The sequence below is a fragment of the Chryseobacterium sp. 14P4.3.2 genome (genome assembly GCF_057799275.1).
In genome coordinates this window covers 476,249-493,768 of the sequence record NZ_JBYOKO010000001.1, presented here as the reverse complement: position 1 = coordinate 493,768, position 17,520 = coordinate 476,249, and the positions used below count along the sequence as shown (strand labels likewise).

The 17,520-nt window shown below is 36.1% G+C and carries 16 protein-coding genes; 12 read left to right on the top strand and 4 right to left on the bottom strand.

Annotation, left to right across the window (positions count from 1 at the left end; all coding sequences use genetic code 11):
- Positions 1 to 28 precede the first annotated feature (28 nt).
- From AC27VX_RS02260 to AC27VX_RS02245, 4 genes are all read left to right on the top strand, one after another.
- Positions 29 to 2,638 carry a TonB-dependent receptor gene (locus AC27VX_RS02260; protein WP_488693657.1) on the top strand — a complete coding sequence of 870 codons (2,610 nt, stop codon included), beginning with the start codon at positions 29 to 31 and terminating at the stop codon, positions 2,636 to 2,638.
- A gap of 86 nt (positions 2,639 to 2,724) precedes the next feature.
- Positions 2,725 to 3,156, top strand: a complete 432-nt coding sequence (locus tag AC27VX_RS02255; protein WP_236856980.1) for a hypothetical protein — start codon at positions 2,725 to 2,727, stop codon at positions 3,154 to 3,156.
- 67 nt (positions 3,157 to 3,223) lie between these two features.
- The gene (locus AC27VX_RS02250) at positions 3,224 to 4,246 is read left to right on the top strand and encodes an aspartate-semialdehyde dehydrogenase (protein WP_300691490.1); all 1,023 of its coding nucleotides are present in this window, start codon (positions 3,224 to 3,226) and stop codon (positions 4,244 to 4,246) included.
- Positions 4,247 to 4,303: 57 nt separating this feature from the next.
- The gene (locus AC27VX_RS02245) at positions 4,304 to 5,302 is read left to right on the top strand and encodes a cation diffusion facilitator family transporter (RefSeq protein WP_236856978.1); all 999 of its coding nucleotides are present in this window, start codon (positions 4,304 to 4,306) and stop codon (positions 5,300 to 5,302) included.
- Positions 5,303 to 5,354: 52 nt separating this feature from the next.
- Here AC27VX_RS02245 and AC27VX_RS02240 read toward each other — a convergent pair whose 3' ends face one another.
- Complete coding sequence (locus tag AC27VX_RS02240) at positions 5,355 to 5,804, bottom strand: exosortase F system-associated membrane protein (protein WP_488693654.1); 450 nt, start codon at positions 5,802 to 5,804, stop codon at positions 5,355 to 5,357.
- Entirely contained in the window at positions 5,791 to 6,321 is a 531-nt protein-coding gene (gene xrtF, locus AC27VX_RS02235) for an exosortase family protein XrtF (protein ID WP_236856976.1), read from the bottom strand. The genes AC27VX_RS02240 and xrtF overlap by 14 nt, the downstream gene beginning before the upstream one ends.
- A 206-nt stretch (positions 6,322 to 6,527) precedes the next feature.
- On the opposite strand from xrtF, the gene AC27VX_RS02230 reads away from it, so the two are divergent.
- From AC27VX_RS02230 to AC27VX_RS02205, 6 genes are all read left to right on the top strand, one after another.
- Positions 6,528 to 7,547, top strand: a complete 1,020-nt coding sequence (locus tag AC27VX_RS02230) for an aminoglycoside phosphotransferase family protein (RefSeq protein WP_488693652.1) — start codon at positions 6,528 to 6,530, stop codon at positions 7,545 to 7,547.
- Between the two features lie 84 nt (positions 7,548 to 7,631).
- Positions 7,632 to 8,048, top strand: a complete 417-nt coding sequence (locus AC27VX_RS02225; protein ID WP_236856974.1) for a RapZ C-terminal domain-containing protein — start codon at positions 7,632 to 7,634, stop codon at positions 8,046 to 8,048.
- A 70-nt stretch (positions 8,049 to 8,118) separates the two neighbouring features.
- Positions 8,119 to 8,832 carry a nucleotidyltransferase family protein gene (locus AC27VX_RS02220; protein WP_236856973.1) on the top strand — a complete coding sequence of 238 codons (714 nt, stop codon included), beginning with the start codon at positions 8,119 to 8,121 and terminating at the stop codon, positions 8,830 to 8,832.
- Between the two features lie 8 nt (positions 8,833 to 8,840).
- Positions 8,841 to 9,593: an LOG family protein gene (locus tag AC27VX_RS02215; protein WP_236856972.1), complete on the top strand. Its 753-nt coding sequence runs from the start codon at positions 8,841 to 8,843 to the stop codon at positions 9,591 to 9,593.
- A 58-nt stretch (positions 9,594 to 9,651) separates the two neighbouring features.
- A complete protein-coding gene (locus AC27VX_RS02210) occupies positions 9,652 to 10,122 on the top strand; it encodes a DUF6702 family protein (RefSeq protein ID WP_236856971.1) in 471 nt (156 codons plus the stop codon).
- A 426-nt stretch (positions 10,123 to 10,548) separates the two neighbouring features.
- Positions 10,549 to 11,100 (top strand): inclusion body family protein, encoded by a 552-nt coding sequence (locus tag AC27VX_RS02205; protein WP_488693870.1) that lies wholly within the window; start codon positions 10,549 to 10,551, stop codon positions 11,098 to 11,100.
- A 167-nt stretch (positions 11,101 to 11,267) separates the two neighbouring features.
- Here AC27VX_RS02205 and AC27VX_RS02200 read toward each other — a convergent pair whose 3' ends face one another.
- Both AC27VX_RS02200 and AC27VX_RS02195 read right to left on the bottom strand, forming a co-directional pair.
- Positions 11,268 to 12,680, bottom strand: a complete 1,413-nt coding sequence (locus tag AC27VX_RS02200; protein ID WP_300691506.1) for a DUF5689 domain-containing protein — start codon at positions 12,678 to 12,680, stop codon at positions 11,268 to 11,270.
- Between the two features lie 26 nt (positions 12,681 to 12,706).
- A complete protein-coding gene (locus tag AC27VX_RS02195; RefSeq protein WP_488693649.1) occupies positions 12,707 to 15,580 on the bottom strand; it encodes a carboxypeptidase regulatory-like domain-containing protein in 2,874 nt (957 codons plus the stop codon).
- A gap of 249 nt (positions 15,581 to 15,829) precedes the next feature.
- On the opposite strand from AC27VX_RS02195, the gene AC27VX_RS02190 reads away from it, so the two are divergent.
- Positions 15,830 to 17,020 (top strand): endonuclease/exonuclease/phosphatase family protein, encoded by a 1,191-nt coding sequence (locus tag AC27VX_RS02190; protein ID WP_488693647.1) that lies wholly within the window; start codon positions 15,830 to 15,832, stop codon positions 17,018 to 17,020.
- 50 nt (positions 17,021 to 17,070) lie between these two features.
- On the top strand, positions 17,071 to 17,493 hold the full coding sequence (locus tag AC27VX_RS02185) for a DUF6146 family protein (protein WP_300691511.1): 423 nt from the start codon (positions 17,071 to 17,073) through the stop codon (positions 17,491 to 17,493).
- Positions 17,494 to 17,520: the final 27 nt, after the last annotated feature.

The window sequence follows — 17,520 nt, the reverse complement described above, 5'->3', positions numbered from 1 at the left end:
AAATTAAATCTAATTATTACTAACGATTATGAAATTAATCAACAAATCGATTCTTACTGCGATAATTACATTATCAACAGCTAGTGTCTATTACGCTCAACAAGTTCAGGATACAGTTACTAAATCCAAAGACATTGATGAAGTGATCCTAAGAGGTGTTACAGATATCGCTAAAGATAGAAAGACACCTGTTGCAGTATCCAACATTAAAGCTGCACAAATTGTGGAAAGACTGGGTAACCAGGAACTTCCAGAGCTTTTGAATACTACACCATCCGTTTTTGCTACTAAAGCTGGAGGTGGATTTGGTGACTCCGGAATAGTAATTCGTGGATTTGAATCAAGAAACATTGCCGTAATGGTAAACGGTATGCCGGTAAATGATATGGAAACCGGTACTGTGTATACTTCTAACTGGACAGGTTTATCTGATGTAACCAGTGCAATTCAGGTACAAAGAGGACTTGGTTCTTCCAAACTGGCTATTGCTTCAGTAGGAGGTACTATTAACTACATTACACGTTCAGCTGATATGAAGCAGGGAGGTGTTATCCGTTTAGGGGTAGGTAACAATGATTATTTAAAAACATCTTTCGCTTACAATACTGGTAAATCACAAGATGGATGGTCTTCATCATTCTTAATGAGCAGACAGGCAGGGTCTACCTATGCTGAAAACACTCAATATGAATCTTATGCTTATTTCTTTGCTTTAGGTTTCCAACCTAACAAAAAGCATAATTTACAATTTATGATGACGTCTGCTCCACAATGGCACGACCAAAGATATACTTCTAACTCATTAGGCGATTATTTCAAATACAATCCAAAGCAGGATGGTACTCCATTCAGAGAATATAATTCTGACTTTGGTTACTATACAGATGCTAATGGCAGAAAAGTAGCGGTATCAAACAAAGCTAATTACTACGCTAAGCCGGTAATTATGTTAAACTGGGACTGGACAATCAGTGACAAGTCAACTTTAAGTACCGTTGCGTATATGTCTAACGGCCGTGGTGGTGGTCTTTCAGATGTAGGAAAAGTAGGTAATAAATTTGCCAGCGGATATATAGATACAACTCCTGGTACAGGAGGTCATATCAATTATGATCAGATTTTTGCAGCCAATGGAGCGGTAGATGTAAATGCACCTACAGCAGCAACAGGAGGTACTCTAATCAGAAGATCAAGCGTAAATGCTCACAACTGGTATGGGATCTTAATGAACTTCCAACATAAAATCAATGACAACTGGAACTTCTCAGTAGGTACAGATGACAGATATTATTACGGATATCACTATATGGTTGCCAGCGATTTATATGGAGCTAAAGGATATAAAGATGCTTCGAATAAAAACCTGACAGCACCAAATATTATCAGCAACACTTACGACTATAAAAAATTAACGTGGAATCCTTTCGGAGGATCACAGCCACCAATGTCTGACAGACTTTCTTTCAGCAATGATGGTGAAGTACTTTGGTATAGCGGATTTGGACAGGTTGAATATTCTACAGAAAAATTAACAGTATATGCGCAGGGATCGGTTTCTAACCAAGGATTCCAAAGAATTGATAACTTTATAGTAGACGGTTCTACTGCAGCTAACGGCCAAATTAATAATACCAAAACAGGATTTAAAAATATATTTGGTTACAATGTTAAGGGAGGTGCTAACTACAACATCAACGAGCACCACAATGTATTCGCTAACTTAGGATACTATAGCAAGCAGCCATTCATGAACTCTGTTTACCCAAGCAACCAACAGTTCCTAAACCCTAGTTTAACTAATGAGAAAATTTCTTCTTTTGAAGTTGGATATGGTTTCAGATCTGCTAAGTTTAACGCTTCAGTAAACCTTTACAGAACTGAATGGAAAGACAGATGGTTAAGAAAATCAATGAACTTTGATATGGGATCTGTAGGTATTCTACCAGGTTATGCAGAAATCAGTGGTATTACTGAAGTTCACCAAGGGTTTGAATTTGAAGGAAACTATAAGCCATTTAAGTTCTTAGAGTTCAACGGTATGTTCTCTTTAGGAGATTACCATTATGTAGGAAATGCAACAGGAGCAACTTTTGATAACAATAACAATCCTATTGCTGTTCCTGGAACTGATAAAAACTCAACTACTCTTTATCTTGATGGTATTAAAGTAGGTGGAACTAACTTCAACAGTATTCCACAGATGACTTCTGCATTAGGATTTACAGCAATCCCGGTACAGGATTTAAGAATCTACGGAACATGGAGACACGTTGGTAAGGTTTATGGAAGTATGGATGCAGGAACATTTACTAAACCTGGAGGAGAAATCTTAAAATTAAAAGACTTCGATCTTTTTGATATTGGTATCTCTTACAAAGTTCGTTTGAAAGATCCTAAGCAGTATTTCACGATCGGAGGTAACGTTTATAACTTATTTGATTTAAATTACATCTCTGATGCAGGAGGAAATTATATCAAACCGACTGATGCTCCTACAAATCTACAGGATGGAAAACCAAATACTCAAAAACTAACTTACGAACAACTAGGTTATATGTATAAAGGCGTTGCTTACGGAAACAAAGTGTTCTTCGGAGCTCCAAGAACTTGGGCAGCAACATTATCATTCAACTTCTAATATTATCATAACATTAGATTTTATAAATATCAATCCCGGCTTTGAGCCGGGATTTTTGTTATCTTTGTGTACAAAAAATAGAAAGTATGGATTTTTACAACATTTTGCTTAATGCCCACAAAGGATTCGGGTATCTTGAGCTTCTTTTAGTTGCATTATTTATCATTGCACTTTTAGCAACCATGTTTGGTTTCAGTGGAAAAGTGAACAAATTCCTGAAGAAGACGACTCTCTTCACGATGATCTTCTTCCACGTTCAGTTTTTAATAGGAATCATTATGCTGATCACCACTTTTAGCAGAGGCTTGAATATGGGAGAAGTCATGAAAAATGCGGCTTTGAGATTCCAATATGTTGAGCATCCATTTTCTATGCTTATTGCAGCAGTATTGATGACCATCGTCAACAAAAAAGTGAAGTCTAATGATACGATCTCTCTGGGAGTTACAATTATGGGACTGATCGCAGTAGGTTTATTTGCATTCGCATTCCCCTGGACAAGAGTCTTCGGGGCTTAAAATAGATAAAGAAATTATATGCATTATAATTTATAAATAGTTTAATCTTAAAATTTTTATTAAATCAATGAAAGTAGCTGTAGTAGGTTCAACAGGAATGGTTGGACAAGTTATGCTGAAAGTTTTGGAGGAGAGAAACTTCCCTGTAACAGAATTAATACCGGTAGCATCCGAAAGATCTGTAGGCAAGAAGGTGAAGTATAAACAGAAGGAATTTACGATTGTAAGCATGAAGGACGCTATAGCTGCCAAACCGGATATTGCAATCTTCTCTGCAGGCGGATCTACTTCTCTTGAATTTGCACCATTGTTTGCAGAAGTGGGAACAACAGTAATTGATAATTCTTCTGCATGGAGAATGGATCCCGACAAGAAATTGGTAGTTCCTGAAATCAATGCTGATGTTTTGACTAAAGAAGATAAAATCATCGCAAATCCGAACTGTTCTACCATTCAGTTGGTAATGGTTTTAGGGCCTTTGAACAAAAAATATGATTTAAAAAGAGTTGTAGTTTCTACCTACCAGTCTGTAACAGGAACAGGTAAAGCCGCTGTGGACCAGTTAAATGGTGAAATTGAAAATTCGGTGAACAAAGAGAGCCAAATCAGCGGAGATGATTCTATTGCAAAAGTATATCCTTACCAGATCTTTAAAAATGCATTACCACACTGTGATGTATTCGCAGAAGATGATTATACTAAAGAAGAAATCAAGCTGATGAAAGAGCCTAAGAAGATTTTGGGTGATGATACCTTTAATCTGACTGCAACTGCAGTAAGAGTGCCGGTTCAGGGGGGACATTCTGAAAGTGTAAATATCGAATTCGAAAATGAATTTGAACTTGATGAAGTAAGAAAAATTTTATCCGAAACGCCTGGTATCATCGTAATGGATGATGTAAAGAACAACCACTACCCTATGCCTTTATATTCGGAAGGAAAAGATGAAGTGTTCGTAGGAAGAATAAGACGGGATCTGTCACAGCCAAAAACGCTCAACCTTTGGATCGTAGCAGACAATCTGAGGAAAGGAGCAGCAACAAACGCTGTACAAATCGCAGAATATCTTGTAGCTAACAACTTAGTATAAACTAACAAAATAAAAAAGAGTCTCAAAATTGAGATTCTTTTTTTTATCAAACTCATTATGAACAGCCAGAAAAATACCCACCAAGATAAAATAGGATTTCAGAAGCTTATTGCCATATTCGGAATCATCCTTTTCATCGGAAAGATTATTGCCTGGAAGCTTACCAACTCAGACGCTGTATTCTCCGATGCAATGGAAAGCATCGTGAATGTCATCAGTGCCTTCATGGGACTTTACTCTCTTCATCTTGCCGCCAAGCCTAAAGATGACGATCACCCATATGGCCATGGAAAAGTAGAATTTGTCACCTCCGGCATAGAAGGAGCCCTGATTGCTATTGCGGGTATTATGATCATCTATGAAGGTATTCACAGTCTTATTGTAGGAAAGACCCTTAGCAAAATTGATCTTGGAATTTGGATTATTGCAGCAACAGCAGTTATTAATTATCTGCTGGGATATATTTCTATTAAAAAAGGAGAAAAGGAAAACTCATTGGTGCTTATTTCCTCCGGAAAACATCTTCAGTCAGACACAGTCACAACACTTGGTGTTGTAGGTAGTTTAGTCATTGTATACTTTACAAAGATCTACTGGCTGGATTCAGTGGTTGCATTATTTTTTGGACTTTATATCATCTTTGTAGGGTATAAAATCGTTCGTAAATCATTAAGCGGTATTATGGATGAGCAGGATCCCGAAATATTAAACCAAGTAATCAGAATCCTTGAAGAAAATAGAAAAGCAGAGTGGATAGATGTACACAATATGAAAATCCAACAGTTTGGTTCTTCCCTTCATATTGATGCCCATATTACACTTCCATGGTACTATGATCTTCGTGATGCTCATGGAGAAATGGAAAAAGTAATCCTACTTCTTGCCAAGAATATAAAACGGACCATTGAGTTTAATTTTCATATGGATGACTGTAAACCTATATCATGCTCTGTCTGCCAGATTGAAAAATGCCCTGTCCGGGAAAAAGATTTCATTAAACGTGTAGAATGGACTCCTGAAAATGTAACCAGTGTAGATAAACATACTGCAGAATAACTATAATGGCAGTAAATGGATAAAGGAGATTGAAAATAGTCACTCAATAAGATTATATCTTTTCTGAGGGGCCTTTGCTAATCATCTTCTTCCGATAATAAAACATTGGAATAATCAGTAAGAGGATCAAAGGCTGAATCACAAATCTTCTCATATAAAAAGAAAAAAGATATCCTACTTCAAATTTATCATAAACACAATACAGATAGATCGGCAGCGCAATTATAAAAACAATTGCTATCATAATGGCTCCCTGAATTGTCCAATCCTTACTTTTAAATAAGCCATAAATAATCAGGCAGGAGAAAAACAGATTCAAAAAGAATCTAAACAAATGCCCGCCAATTAGCTTCCCCCATTCAAACGGAGGAAATACTATATTTTGATTAGCTTCGTGAAAGTAATTAAGAAAAGGGTCGTAAAATAGGGTATTCTCCAGAATTCTGACCCCAACAAGCCCACAAATTCCGACGATCACCAGAAGCCAACTAAGAGTTTTCATGTTTTAAAGCAAAGAATTTAATCCACAACAGCCAAAGCAGTACAACACTTCCATAGATGATCGCGGGAAAAACAAAATCGTGGAACATTTTCCCATATTCTTTATGGTCTGACATGACAATATTCAATCCCATAATCCTTAGAATGTTCATTATATACAGTAAAATTAATCCTGCTCCTGCAAAAACAAATGTCTTGGCACCTTTATAGAAAGCACAAACAAAAGATACAAATAAAATCATTACAGAAACAGCGTTGCATCCTTCCACCATTCTCGTTACATATTGGGATTTTACATAAAACCAAACCTGTCCATTCTTAGCATCGTCATAAAGCTCTGTCGGATAGCCTATTGTATTTTGAAGTGCAGTTACCTGACTGGCTATCATCCGTGAAAAAGAATCCAGGCCGAAATCTTTCTCATTATTCAGATAAAACTGATACGCAAAAAGCAGCACCAGATAAATGATAATGAAACGAAGTAGAATACCTAAAACAGGTTTAAAATCCTTAAACATATTACAAAGATAAAAATTAGAGTGAAACAAATCTGATTTTGAGACAAGAATGCTTGCTATTAAATCTAAAAACAGGGAAATAATATAGAAGACAAATGCATTTATCTTTTGTTTTCTGTAAAAAACATTCAGTATATCTATTCAGATAATTATAAATGAAGTGATATTTCTAACTCCCGTTAAATTAGTATATTTGTTTTCATATTATGACTTCTGAAAATGCAAAACGATTTTTTGAAAACCAATTGGGTAAAAAATCGACCGAATTCATCACATTAGCTCAAAGCGGCTCTGCGAGGGTCAACTTTATGGCCTCAGCTGATACTGAAAAATACATCATCACCTACAACGAAAATATTCCGGAAAATGAAAGTTTTTTATATTATTCGGAAGTATTCTCTGAAGTGAATCTTAATACTCCAAAAATTCTTGCCGTTTCGGATGACCGAAAAATGTATATACAGGAGTTTCTGGGAGCACAGACACTTTCGGAGGTGATCACCAAAGAAGGCCTCTCTCCTTCTGTTAAATATTTGGTCCAGCAAACATTAGAAAAGCTTTTTCAACTACAGATACATACACAAGGGAAAATAGATTATTCAAGGACATTTGAATATGAAAGTTATGACGAGCTTCCGGTAATTCATGACCTTTACTATTTTAAAAACTTTGTGGCAGACGTTCTGGAACTGGAATACAATAAATCTACTCTTCTGAAGGAATTCAAAAAAATTGCTGTACACATTGAAAATCTTGAACCTAAAGGAATTATGATCCGTGACTTTCAGGCAAGAAATATTATGATAAATGAAGAAAATAAAGTTTCATTTATTGATTATCAGTCTGCGATGTATGGGCCTTTGTTATATGATGTGATTTCCTTTTTATTTCAGGCGAAGGCTAATTTTCCTGAAGATTTCAAAAATAAAATGCTTGAATTTTATATCACCCAGTTCGAAAGTACTGAAATGAGAGTTCAGCTAAAAAACTGCATCAAACCTATTCAGATGATGAGATTCTTACAGGTCCTGGGAGCTTATGGATTCAGAGGTTTGATCCAGAGAAAGCAGCATTTCATCGCAAGTTTAGAAAAAGGAATCCAGAATATTACACAGTTTGCTCTTTCCTGGGAAGAAATGAAAAATTATCCGGAACTGAATAAAGTAATTCAACAGCTGGCCGCTGAGAAAACAAAACAGAAAATTGAAAGAATAATAAAAATTTAAACCTTCAGATCTGTTCAGACCCAAACAATCACTTCAATATAATTAAACAGGCCTAAAAAGGTTCAACAAAAAATAAAAGATAAAATGCTGCACATAGACATACACAGTTTTTCATACAAGAAAGGAGGAATTCCTAAAGATCATTCAGGAAATGGCGGAGGTTTCGCTTTTGACTGCAGAGGAATTTTAAATCCCGGAAGAATTGAAGAATATAAAAAACAAACCGGAAATGATATTGGCGTTCAGGAATATCTTGAAACTAAAACAGAAATGCCTCAGTTTTTAGAACTGGTAAAATCTCTTATCTCGATTAATATTAATGATTATTTAGAGAGAGGATTTGAACATCTTCAGATTAATTTCGGATGTACAGGAGGCCAGCACAGGTCGGTATATTCTGCAATAAAAATTGCTGAGTTTATCAAAGAAAAGTATCCTGAAGGAACACAGGTAAGCCTTCACCACGACGAACAACCACAATTAAACACGGCTAATAATTAATAAATCAGTACTTTATTTACTGATCATTTATCAAATTGCCCATTACACACTACTTATTAGTCAACCAATTATGAAGGCTCTTATTTTCGCAGCAGGAAAAGGCACCCGCCTTAAACCATTTACAGACCACCATCCAAAAGCACTGGCAAAAGTAAATGAAATTCCACTTTTGGAAAGAAATATCAATTATCTGAAAAGCTTCGGAATAACAGATTTTGTTATCAATATTCATCATTTTGGAAGTCAAATAGTTGATTTTCTAAATAAAAATGATAATTTCGGTTGTAAGATAGAAATCTCCGATGAATCTAACGAACTCCTTGAAACCGGAGGAGGCTTGATTTTTGCAAGAAAGTATCTTGATCACGGAGAAGATTTTATAATTATGAATGCTGATATTTTAACAGACCTAAATATCAATGCATTGGTAGAATATCATAAAAAGATAAAAGATTTTGCTACTTTAGCAGTTTCAGATAGGGAAAGTTCTAGAAAACTCCTTTTCAATGATGATTCTGTTTTAAGGGGATGGCTGAATGTACAGACGGGTGAACAGCGTCTTGCTGAATTCAACAAGGGATTTAAAGCATTGGCATTCAGTGGAGTTCATTGCATCAACCCTATTATCTTTGAAAAAATAAAAAGAACAGGCAAATTTTCTATTATGGAAGAATATCTGGATCTGATGCAGACCGAGCATATACACGGTTTTAAACATGACAGTATTCTCATAGATGTCGGAAGGCCGGCATCCATAATAGAAGCAGAGAAACATTTTAAATAAATTTTGCAATGGAAATTGATGGGACCAGGGATGAAAGTTTAGTAAATCCGGAATTTGATATAAACGAAACAAAACTGCTTAACAGTTTCAGACAGAAGACCTGGGACGAAACGATTACCAAAGACAGCTGGATGGTCTTTAAGATCATGGCCGAATTTGTAGACGGCTACGAAAAACTGGCTAAGATCGGGCCTTGTGTTTCTATATTTGGTTCAGCACGTCTGCAGCCGGAGAATAAGTACTACAAAATGGCAGTAGAAATTGCCGAAAAAATAACAAAATTAGGCTTCGGAATTATTACCGGAGGTGGACCTGGTATTATGGAAGCCGGAAACAAAGGTGCTTTTAATGCAGAAGGGAAATCCATTGGTCTTAATATTGACCTCCCTTTTGAGCAGCACTTTAATCCTTATATCAATAAGTCCTACTCTATGAATTTTGATTACTTCTTCGTAAGAAAAGTAATGTTTGTAAAATATTCTCAGGGTTTTGTAGTAATGCCGGGAGGTTTCGGGACTTTGGATGAGCTGACAGAAGCAATGACCCTGATTCAGACCAACAAAATTGGCAAGTTTCCTATTGTATTGGTAGGAAGTGAATTTTGGGGTGGATTACTGGATTGGTTTAAAGCCACTCTGCTAAAAGAAGGAATGATTGCTGAAGATGATTTGGATCTTTATCGCGTGGTAGACACTGCTGATGAGGCAGTAGCGCATATTAAAGCTTTTTATGATAAGTATTCTGTGAATGTAAATTTCTAATTGGCATATTATTTGTGACTTATAACTAGCAAGTATGATTGTAAATCTATTAATTAAGATGAAAAAACTTTTATATATATCAGGAATTTTAACATTTTTTGTGTTAATGAGTTTTATGTATGCAGACTTTTTCTCTTCAATGACCAAAGTGGACTATATTGATGGAAGCAAGACGTTGAAGTTTACCACAAAAATGAATACAAGCCATATCTCTGATGCTATCAAAATCAATCCTAACACGGCAGGCTTTGAAGCAGAAGTTAAAAAATATGTGAACAATAATTTTGATGTATTTGTCAATGGTGCTCCCAAAACAATTACCTTCACAGGAAGCCAGGTCAGCGGAGAAACTGTATGGGTGTATTTTGAAACCGGTGGTGTTTCAGATATCAGCACCTTAAAAATTAAAAATACGATCCTTTTAAGTGCTTTTCCCAAGCAAATCAATCTGGTCAGCATTGGCTATAAAGGCAGCCAGAAAATGATGAACTTCCAAAGAGGAAAAGAAGTGAATGAGGTTTCTTTTTAAAAGAAAATTAGATTTAACCATTATAAATGGGTACCCTGAGAGCTTAGCTTTTAGGGTATTTTTTTTTGCATAAAAGCCAACACTGGCTTAATAGACCAGTTTAAAAGGACCACCGTTTTATTTAAGTAAACAAAAAACGACTTACTCTACTTATAGTATACACTCAGAAAAATTTATTCTTATCGTGAAAATGAAAGGTCTTCTTTCATTATAGAATTTACCTCTCAGCTTTTCCATTTGGTTTTAAATTAATTAGGTAAAAACCCGTAATGATACTTTTCAGCATTTACACTCTAATAATTTCATTTTCAGCAATGTACATTTGTATAGTAATTACAACCACAACCGTGAAGCTGAAATCACTACAATCACAGGGCGGAATCTGAAAAGCCAAATGAGTAAGAATATACCAAACTAAAAAACTAAATATCATGGACAACTCATAAAGCATCCAGTCAGGAAATAGATATCCTGATCGTAATTGACACAGATTATATAAGATCACATTATACTTCTCCAAGTACAGATCCCAATAATCCAACAGGAATTGATCACAATAGCCAGCATATGATTGCTTCAAATGCCAACGCTCTTTCCGGGCAGGGTTCTGCCGACCTCGACTTCAGTGCAAGAGCAGGAGATGTAGTTTCTTTCAGAGGAACTTCAATTTATCAGAATTCTGATGATGCTGTCATTATTTACAATATTAAATATTGGTCCGGAGAACAGGTTTTTAATAATTTTGTATATAATTCTGTGGAAAGAAAGGAGGCTGTTGTACCAGATGTGAAATCTCTAAACGGACTTCCTGCCACTAAAGCTGATATTACTTTCGCCAGTATTGATTCCAAAGTGAGAACTACAGGAAAAGAGAACTTCTATGTACAGTTTGCACTTTATATTTTAGATCCAAAAGATAGTAATAAGCAGATTTTATACGGCTACTTTTACTGGGATCCAACAATTACAGTTAATTAAAAGACGTAAATAATTAAACCACTGCATCAACAGTGGTTTTTTATTTTATTAATTTATTTTGAGCCTGACACAGATCTCTGAGCCTCATATTCAGAATGATATATAAAAATAAGCCGGCTTTATAGAGCCGGCTTATTTTTTTAAATTATCAGAGGTGAAATCCTGTATTACTCAATTTTGATATTATCAATCTGAATATCATAGTTTCCATTTGATCCTGTTTTTAAAGCAAACATAGTTTTTCCAGCGGTTACGTTGAGATCGGCAAGACCTGTAAGCGTAAGTTCTACTAATCTCCACTGTCCGTTTGTATTGATGGATCCAGTATATGAGTTAGCACTTTCTGAAATTAGTGTAGCACCTGTAGCAAATGTTCCTAAGTTGAATGAATAGAAAGTACCATTCGTTTTATATACGTTGAAAGAAAGTGATTTTCCTGTCGCTGTACCTTTAATGTACATTGTAATTCTCTTTGGAACAGCAGGTATTCCGGTAGCAGCAACTGATGTAAATACATAGTCATTATTGGCAGGTGTACCTTTAATCTGAAGGGAGTTTGTACCGTTGTACCCCAGATTAATACCTTGAGATGCATAAGGCATAAGCCCAAAGCTATTTAAAGTAGATAGGAAAGATGGCCAGTTTTCAAAATCAGATCCTGCAAAAAGGTTAACGGCAGTAGCTGACGGAGCTTCTGGCTCTCCCGGGTTAAATCTTGCATTAGGGAAGTTCATATCACTAAGATTTCTGATATAAGCCTGCTCTGTAAACGTTGGAGTTGTTGGGTTACTTGGACTCGTATAACGGCTTAAAAGAAGAACGATATCACCACTTTTTGCATACGTAGGAGAAATCGGAGACTTCGCAAATGTTGCATAGTTACTGAAACGAAGATCTAGTCTACCCGCTTTTTTATCCGTAATATAACGGTCTCCTGTAGCACTTTCGTCACCAAAAGTTTTTCCAAGTTCTGCATCTTCGTACTGAACGTTTTTGATTTTTACAAGCTGGTTGATGTGTGCACCATTTTTAAGAGCATCTGCAATACTGTTAAACTCTAACGGCTTCATTACTGCTACTACAGGCTTCTGTCCATCACAAACTCTTGCCATGTAATTTGACACTTTGTTTGGATTGATTCTTCCTACAGAGTAACTAGGGTCATAAGAACCTACTTTGATATTTCCATTAGAAGCCTGAACGATAAGTCCTTTAAGGTTAATTCTAACCAGAGCTCCCGTTGGGAAGTCAAGATACTGGTTTCCACCGTCAATATCAATTTCAATACCTTGGGTAGGATTTTCAGGCTTATCCTGAAGGAACATCATTTTGTAAATGTTTCCTGATTCATCACTTGAAGAAACATAAGCTTCAACGATGAAATCATCTTTAATGATATCAGCTTCAGCTGGTTTTGGCTTAGCAATAGTTGCAAGTTCTGATAACTGGTGATTAGCTGCTGCAAACTTGTTTGTACATTGGATTGCCGGCACTTCATAATCATCGGATTTTACACAAGACGATAATGTCAGCATGGAAATGGCACTAAAAAAGGCCGCTTTAAAATATATATTTTTCATTGTTTTCAATTTTTAAATTTATTTTTTTAGAATCTGAACTGAAGGTTAACAAAATAAGATCTACCCTGATTATACCAATATTTAGGAGCGAATACCATGTTTCCGCTGTCGTAGTCATTAGCATAGTCTTTATAGTTAACGTTTCTTGTCTGCTCGAATCCTCCTGTAATGTAATTTCTATTGTTAAGAATGTTGTTTACAGAAGCAGACACCAATACGTAATACTTACCGATCATCCAGGATTTCCCTGCATTCACATTGAAGAAAAATGCTGAAGGCAGCTTAGTAGGAGTCAGCACTCTTGCTAATTCTTCCTCAGTTACATTATCATAAGGAACTCCAGGGGTGTTAGGATTCGTATAGAATCTTGCTGTTCTGGTTACCGGAGACGGATCTAAGAAAGAGTGCCCGAAGTAGTTCCAGGTTGCACCCACCCACCAGTATTTAGGGCTGCTATATCTAAGACCTAAAGTATACGCCTCCTGAGGAGTTCCTCCTTGTCTGTAATTTTTAAGAGTAGCCTCACCCATGTTGGTGTAAGATCTTGATACAATATTCCCGTTTCCATCCAGTTCTCTGAACGTTCCAACAGCGTCAGAAGCGAAATAAACCGTAGGATTATTAGTATAAGTATACTGTCCTACGCTTAACAATCCACTAGCCGTTAAAGTAGGGGTAACTTTCACCTGAGCTCCAAGTTCAATCCCCATATTTCTTTTGTTTGCTCCTGCAAGTACCTGCGTGATGAAAGCACCATCCTGAATAGGAGTCTGATCTCCGCTTTCAGTGAGTGTCGTCAACTTAACGCCTTGTGCAAAATATCTCTGTACACTTGTTTCATTCTGAGTATTAACAAGGTAACCTGTTAATCTAACTTTAAGAATCGGAGTAGAAATTACATAACTCAGATCATTAGCATCGATCACAACGTTTTTGATACCCGGAGTAGTAACACCACTTACTCTTGTATTGAAATAAATATCATTTAAGAACGGAGACTGTGAAAAGTATGCTCCATTATAAACCAAGAAGTTCCTACCATTGATTTTATAAGTAACCTGCCCTTTGATACCTGCATTCCAGAAGTTTTTGTCTTCTCCTTTTCCATAAGATGAAGGATATAGGTAATGTTGGAACTGCCCTTCTCTGCTGTTATTGGTATATCCGAATAATCCGGAAACAAAGACATCAAATTTCCCTGTTGCAAATTTAAATGCCGGGTTTATTTTAACTTCCTGTCTTCTGAAAATATAGCTATATCCAATTCTGTCACCTTCTCTCTTTGCAACAGAACCAACGTCTTCTTTCGTATTGTACTGCCCCCAAACATTTCCGGCAGTTGTGTTGGATGCAAACGGGTCCATATTCAGAGCAAAATCGGCCCCTAATAAATCGTTTACCTCTCTGTACTGCTCAGATCTGTAATTCTGATAAGATACGTTTAAAATAAAACGTGAAGTATCACTGAAGTTATAAGTATAGTGAGTAGATGCATTCCATACTTTATCATCTTTTACATCATCCACAAGATAGTAGGCAGCTCTTCTTCCGCCAAACACAGAACTGTATTCCACATTTCTGTTGGCATTATAAAGATTATCCCAGTTGATCTGTGTATATTTTTCGTCATTATTAGTCCATTTGTCTCTCCAGAAGCCGATATTTTCTGCCTGTGATGGAGCCGGATTATTATAATTCAACCAATAACTTGGCAAATTACGGTAATAGGTAGGTGATGGGTTATTGGCTCTGTACCAATCTAATCTTGAACTATATTCTTTTCCAAACTGGTAAGAAACTGAAGTCCATAACTGGGAATTTTTATTGATTTTCCAGAAATCCTGCAGCTGAAGCATGGGCTGGAAACCTCTTCTTACCCTTTCATTTCTTTTCTCTCCATCTTGCCATCCCCAGTAGGAGTTGTAATGAACTCCTCTGAAATCATATACTTCCTGAGTATTTGGACTGGAAGAACTTCTCGCATATTTAGAACCAATAGCATTAAACGTCATGGTATGGCTGTCGCTGAATTTTTTCTCAACACCGATATAGCCACTGTATGCATCATAAGAAGTTCCATCCTGAATACCTTCCTGGGCCCATCTTCTTGCAATCATCCCAGTAAATGCCCATCCGTTTTTGTTCATCCCGGAAGAGAATCTGTAAGACAATCTGTTATTATAATTTCTGTTTGTCAGAGAGTAAGTCAGCTGACTTCCTTTTCTGTACTCACTTGCTTTAGTATTTTTATAAAACACACCTGTAGTTCCCCCGAAAGCATATTCAGAGGGAGCATGATTAGCAGAAATTTCCGGATAACGGGTAATTTCATTTAATCCACCCCATGTGCTGAAATCAACGTCTCCGTTGTCTGCAGCGGCCATAGAGACTCCATTAATCATATTTTCTCCGGTTCTGCTGTCAATTCCTCTTGGACGGAACCAGTACTGTCCAAGGTCAAAGCTTGCAATTCTGTTGAATACATCCTGAGAAGATTGAAGCAGCCCTACTGTTGCAGTTTGCTGTCCTCCATTATCACTCTCACCAGAGTCTTCTACAATAGCTAAGCCCTGATCTGCATTAGTTAATGCCGAATAAAGAGTAATTACTCCAAGATCTTTCTTTTTCTCATTAGTAATTACATCAAATTCTAAAATTTTAGTTTCAAAATTTGATTTTGTAACCATAATCTGATAATGTCCGGGCATCAAATCAGCAAATTGGAAGTATCCGATTTTGTCCGCCTTTACATCATTTCCTGCTCCTTTTAAATCCACGCTTGCCTGTTCAACAGGTTTCCCATCCGCATCCTTAAGATACGCAAACACTGTCGTCTGCGCAAAATAATAGGACGCAGGCAGCAAAGTGAATAAAGAGATTAATGATAGTTTTTTAATCATGAGTATATTTATTTTTAAATACTTTTCTTGTTAATTGTCAACAGTTTAAAAGTTGGGGGCACAAATTTAGTCAAAATTTACAATTCACAACTTTTTTAACATTATTTTTTCTTAACATTGCAAAATTTTAAGAATCATTATATAAAAAATGTTCAGATTATTGCAGATAAATTTACAAATATTTAAAATGCAGTGAATTAAAAAAAAGTAAATTTGCAAATTAAATAATATTAATAATAACTCTAAGAGATGAAGAGATTTTCGAGTCTGTTTGCCATCGTTTTTTCGATCATGGCATTCTCACAACAACAAGGAAAACTGAGAAAAGTAGCTACAGTTGGTTTTTTAAATGTAGAAAACCTGTGGGATACTATTCGTTCAGCAGATTATATTGACGGAACTAAAGATATCAAAAATCCAGCTTTCCACAGAAGTATTCCATTTGATTCTATCAAATTTCTGGATGCTGAAAAATACGACGGACCATGGAGCGATGGTGCTTTAATAGGGAAAAAAGTAGTTAGAGAACAAGGTGGTTCTGAAGAGTTTACTCCTAAAAGCCCAAAAAACTACGGATCAAAAATTTACAAAGCAAAATTGGCTAACGAAGCTAAAGTGATTTCTGAGATGGGAGCACAATATACCAAAACTGCTCCTGCAATTGTAGGTTTGATAGAGGTGGAAAACAGACAGGTTATTCAGGACCTGATCAACGAACCTGCTCTAAAGAAATATGATTACGGAATCATTCATTACAACTCTTATGACTACAGAGGAATTGATGTTGCCCTGATCTACCAGAAAAGAAGATTCACCCCTACCAATTCATTAAAGAAAGAACTAAAAATCTTTGGTGACAACGGAAGAAGAGAATATACAAGAGATATCCTTGTTGTAACAGGTTTTTTAGATAATGAGAAAGTTGCTTTTTTCATGAATCACTGGCCTTCAAGAAGAGGTGGTGAAGCAATCTCTTTACCAAAAAGAAATGCTGCGGCACTTTTACTTAAACAGCAGATGGACAGCGTAAGAGCAGCCGATCCAACTACAAAATTATTTGCTATGGGTGACTTCAATGATGATCCTATAAGCCCAAGTTTAAAAAATCATCTGAAAGCTCAGGCAAATCCTAAAGATTTAAGTGAAGAAACTCCTTATCTTAACTTAATGCATCCTTTATACAAAAAAGGAGTAGCTTCTTTAGCATACCAGGATGCTCCTAACTTGTTTGACCAGATCATTGTTTCTAAAAACTTAATGTCTGATCAGGTAACAAAAGAGTATTCAGTTTATAAGGCAGAAATTTTTGCTCCTGCTTATTTAGTCAATAAAGAAGGAAATTACAAAGGATACCCTTTCAGATCCTGGAACGGAGATCAGTTTACAGGCGGATACAGTGACCACTTCCCGGCATTTGTAGTTCTGCAGAAAGAACCATAAAAATTTAGGCACTCTTATTGGAGTGCTTTTTTTATGTAAATACATTGATCATGAAAAATATTTTTTTAATCGTATTGTTTGCACTGATCCCCTTAAGTTGTTTTTCTCAGGATACTTCCCAGAAAAAAGATCAGGAACAGAACGAAATGAAACCTTCTAAAAACGAAGACGGGGAATGGGATCTTACAGTAATAGATACTCAGTTTGATTATTTCCTGAGCGCAGTTGCAAAACCCATCAGTCAATATTCTGAGTCTTATCTGAAGACAAAAAATGCATTTCTGGTGAACGAATGGAACAGCTATTACCATTCAGGAAGATATAGAAATATTATAGAATCAGGAATTGATTATGACCCCAAGGAGAATTATGGGATCAAATTTGAGTACAAACTTTATCAGGTCTTCGCTTATGTAAACTGGAAATATGGTTTGAAAATGACCGGACTTTCAGGAAGTGACAGCGTAAGATAGCCAATAACATTAATCAATAAAAAAAGG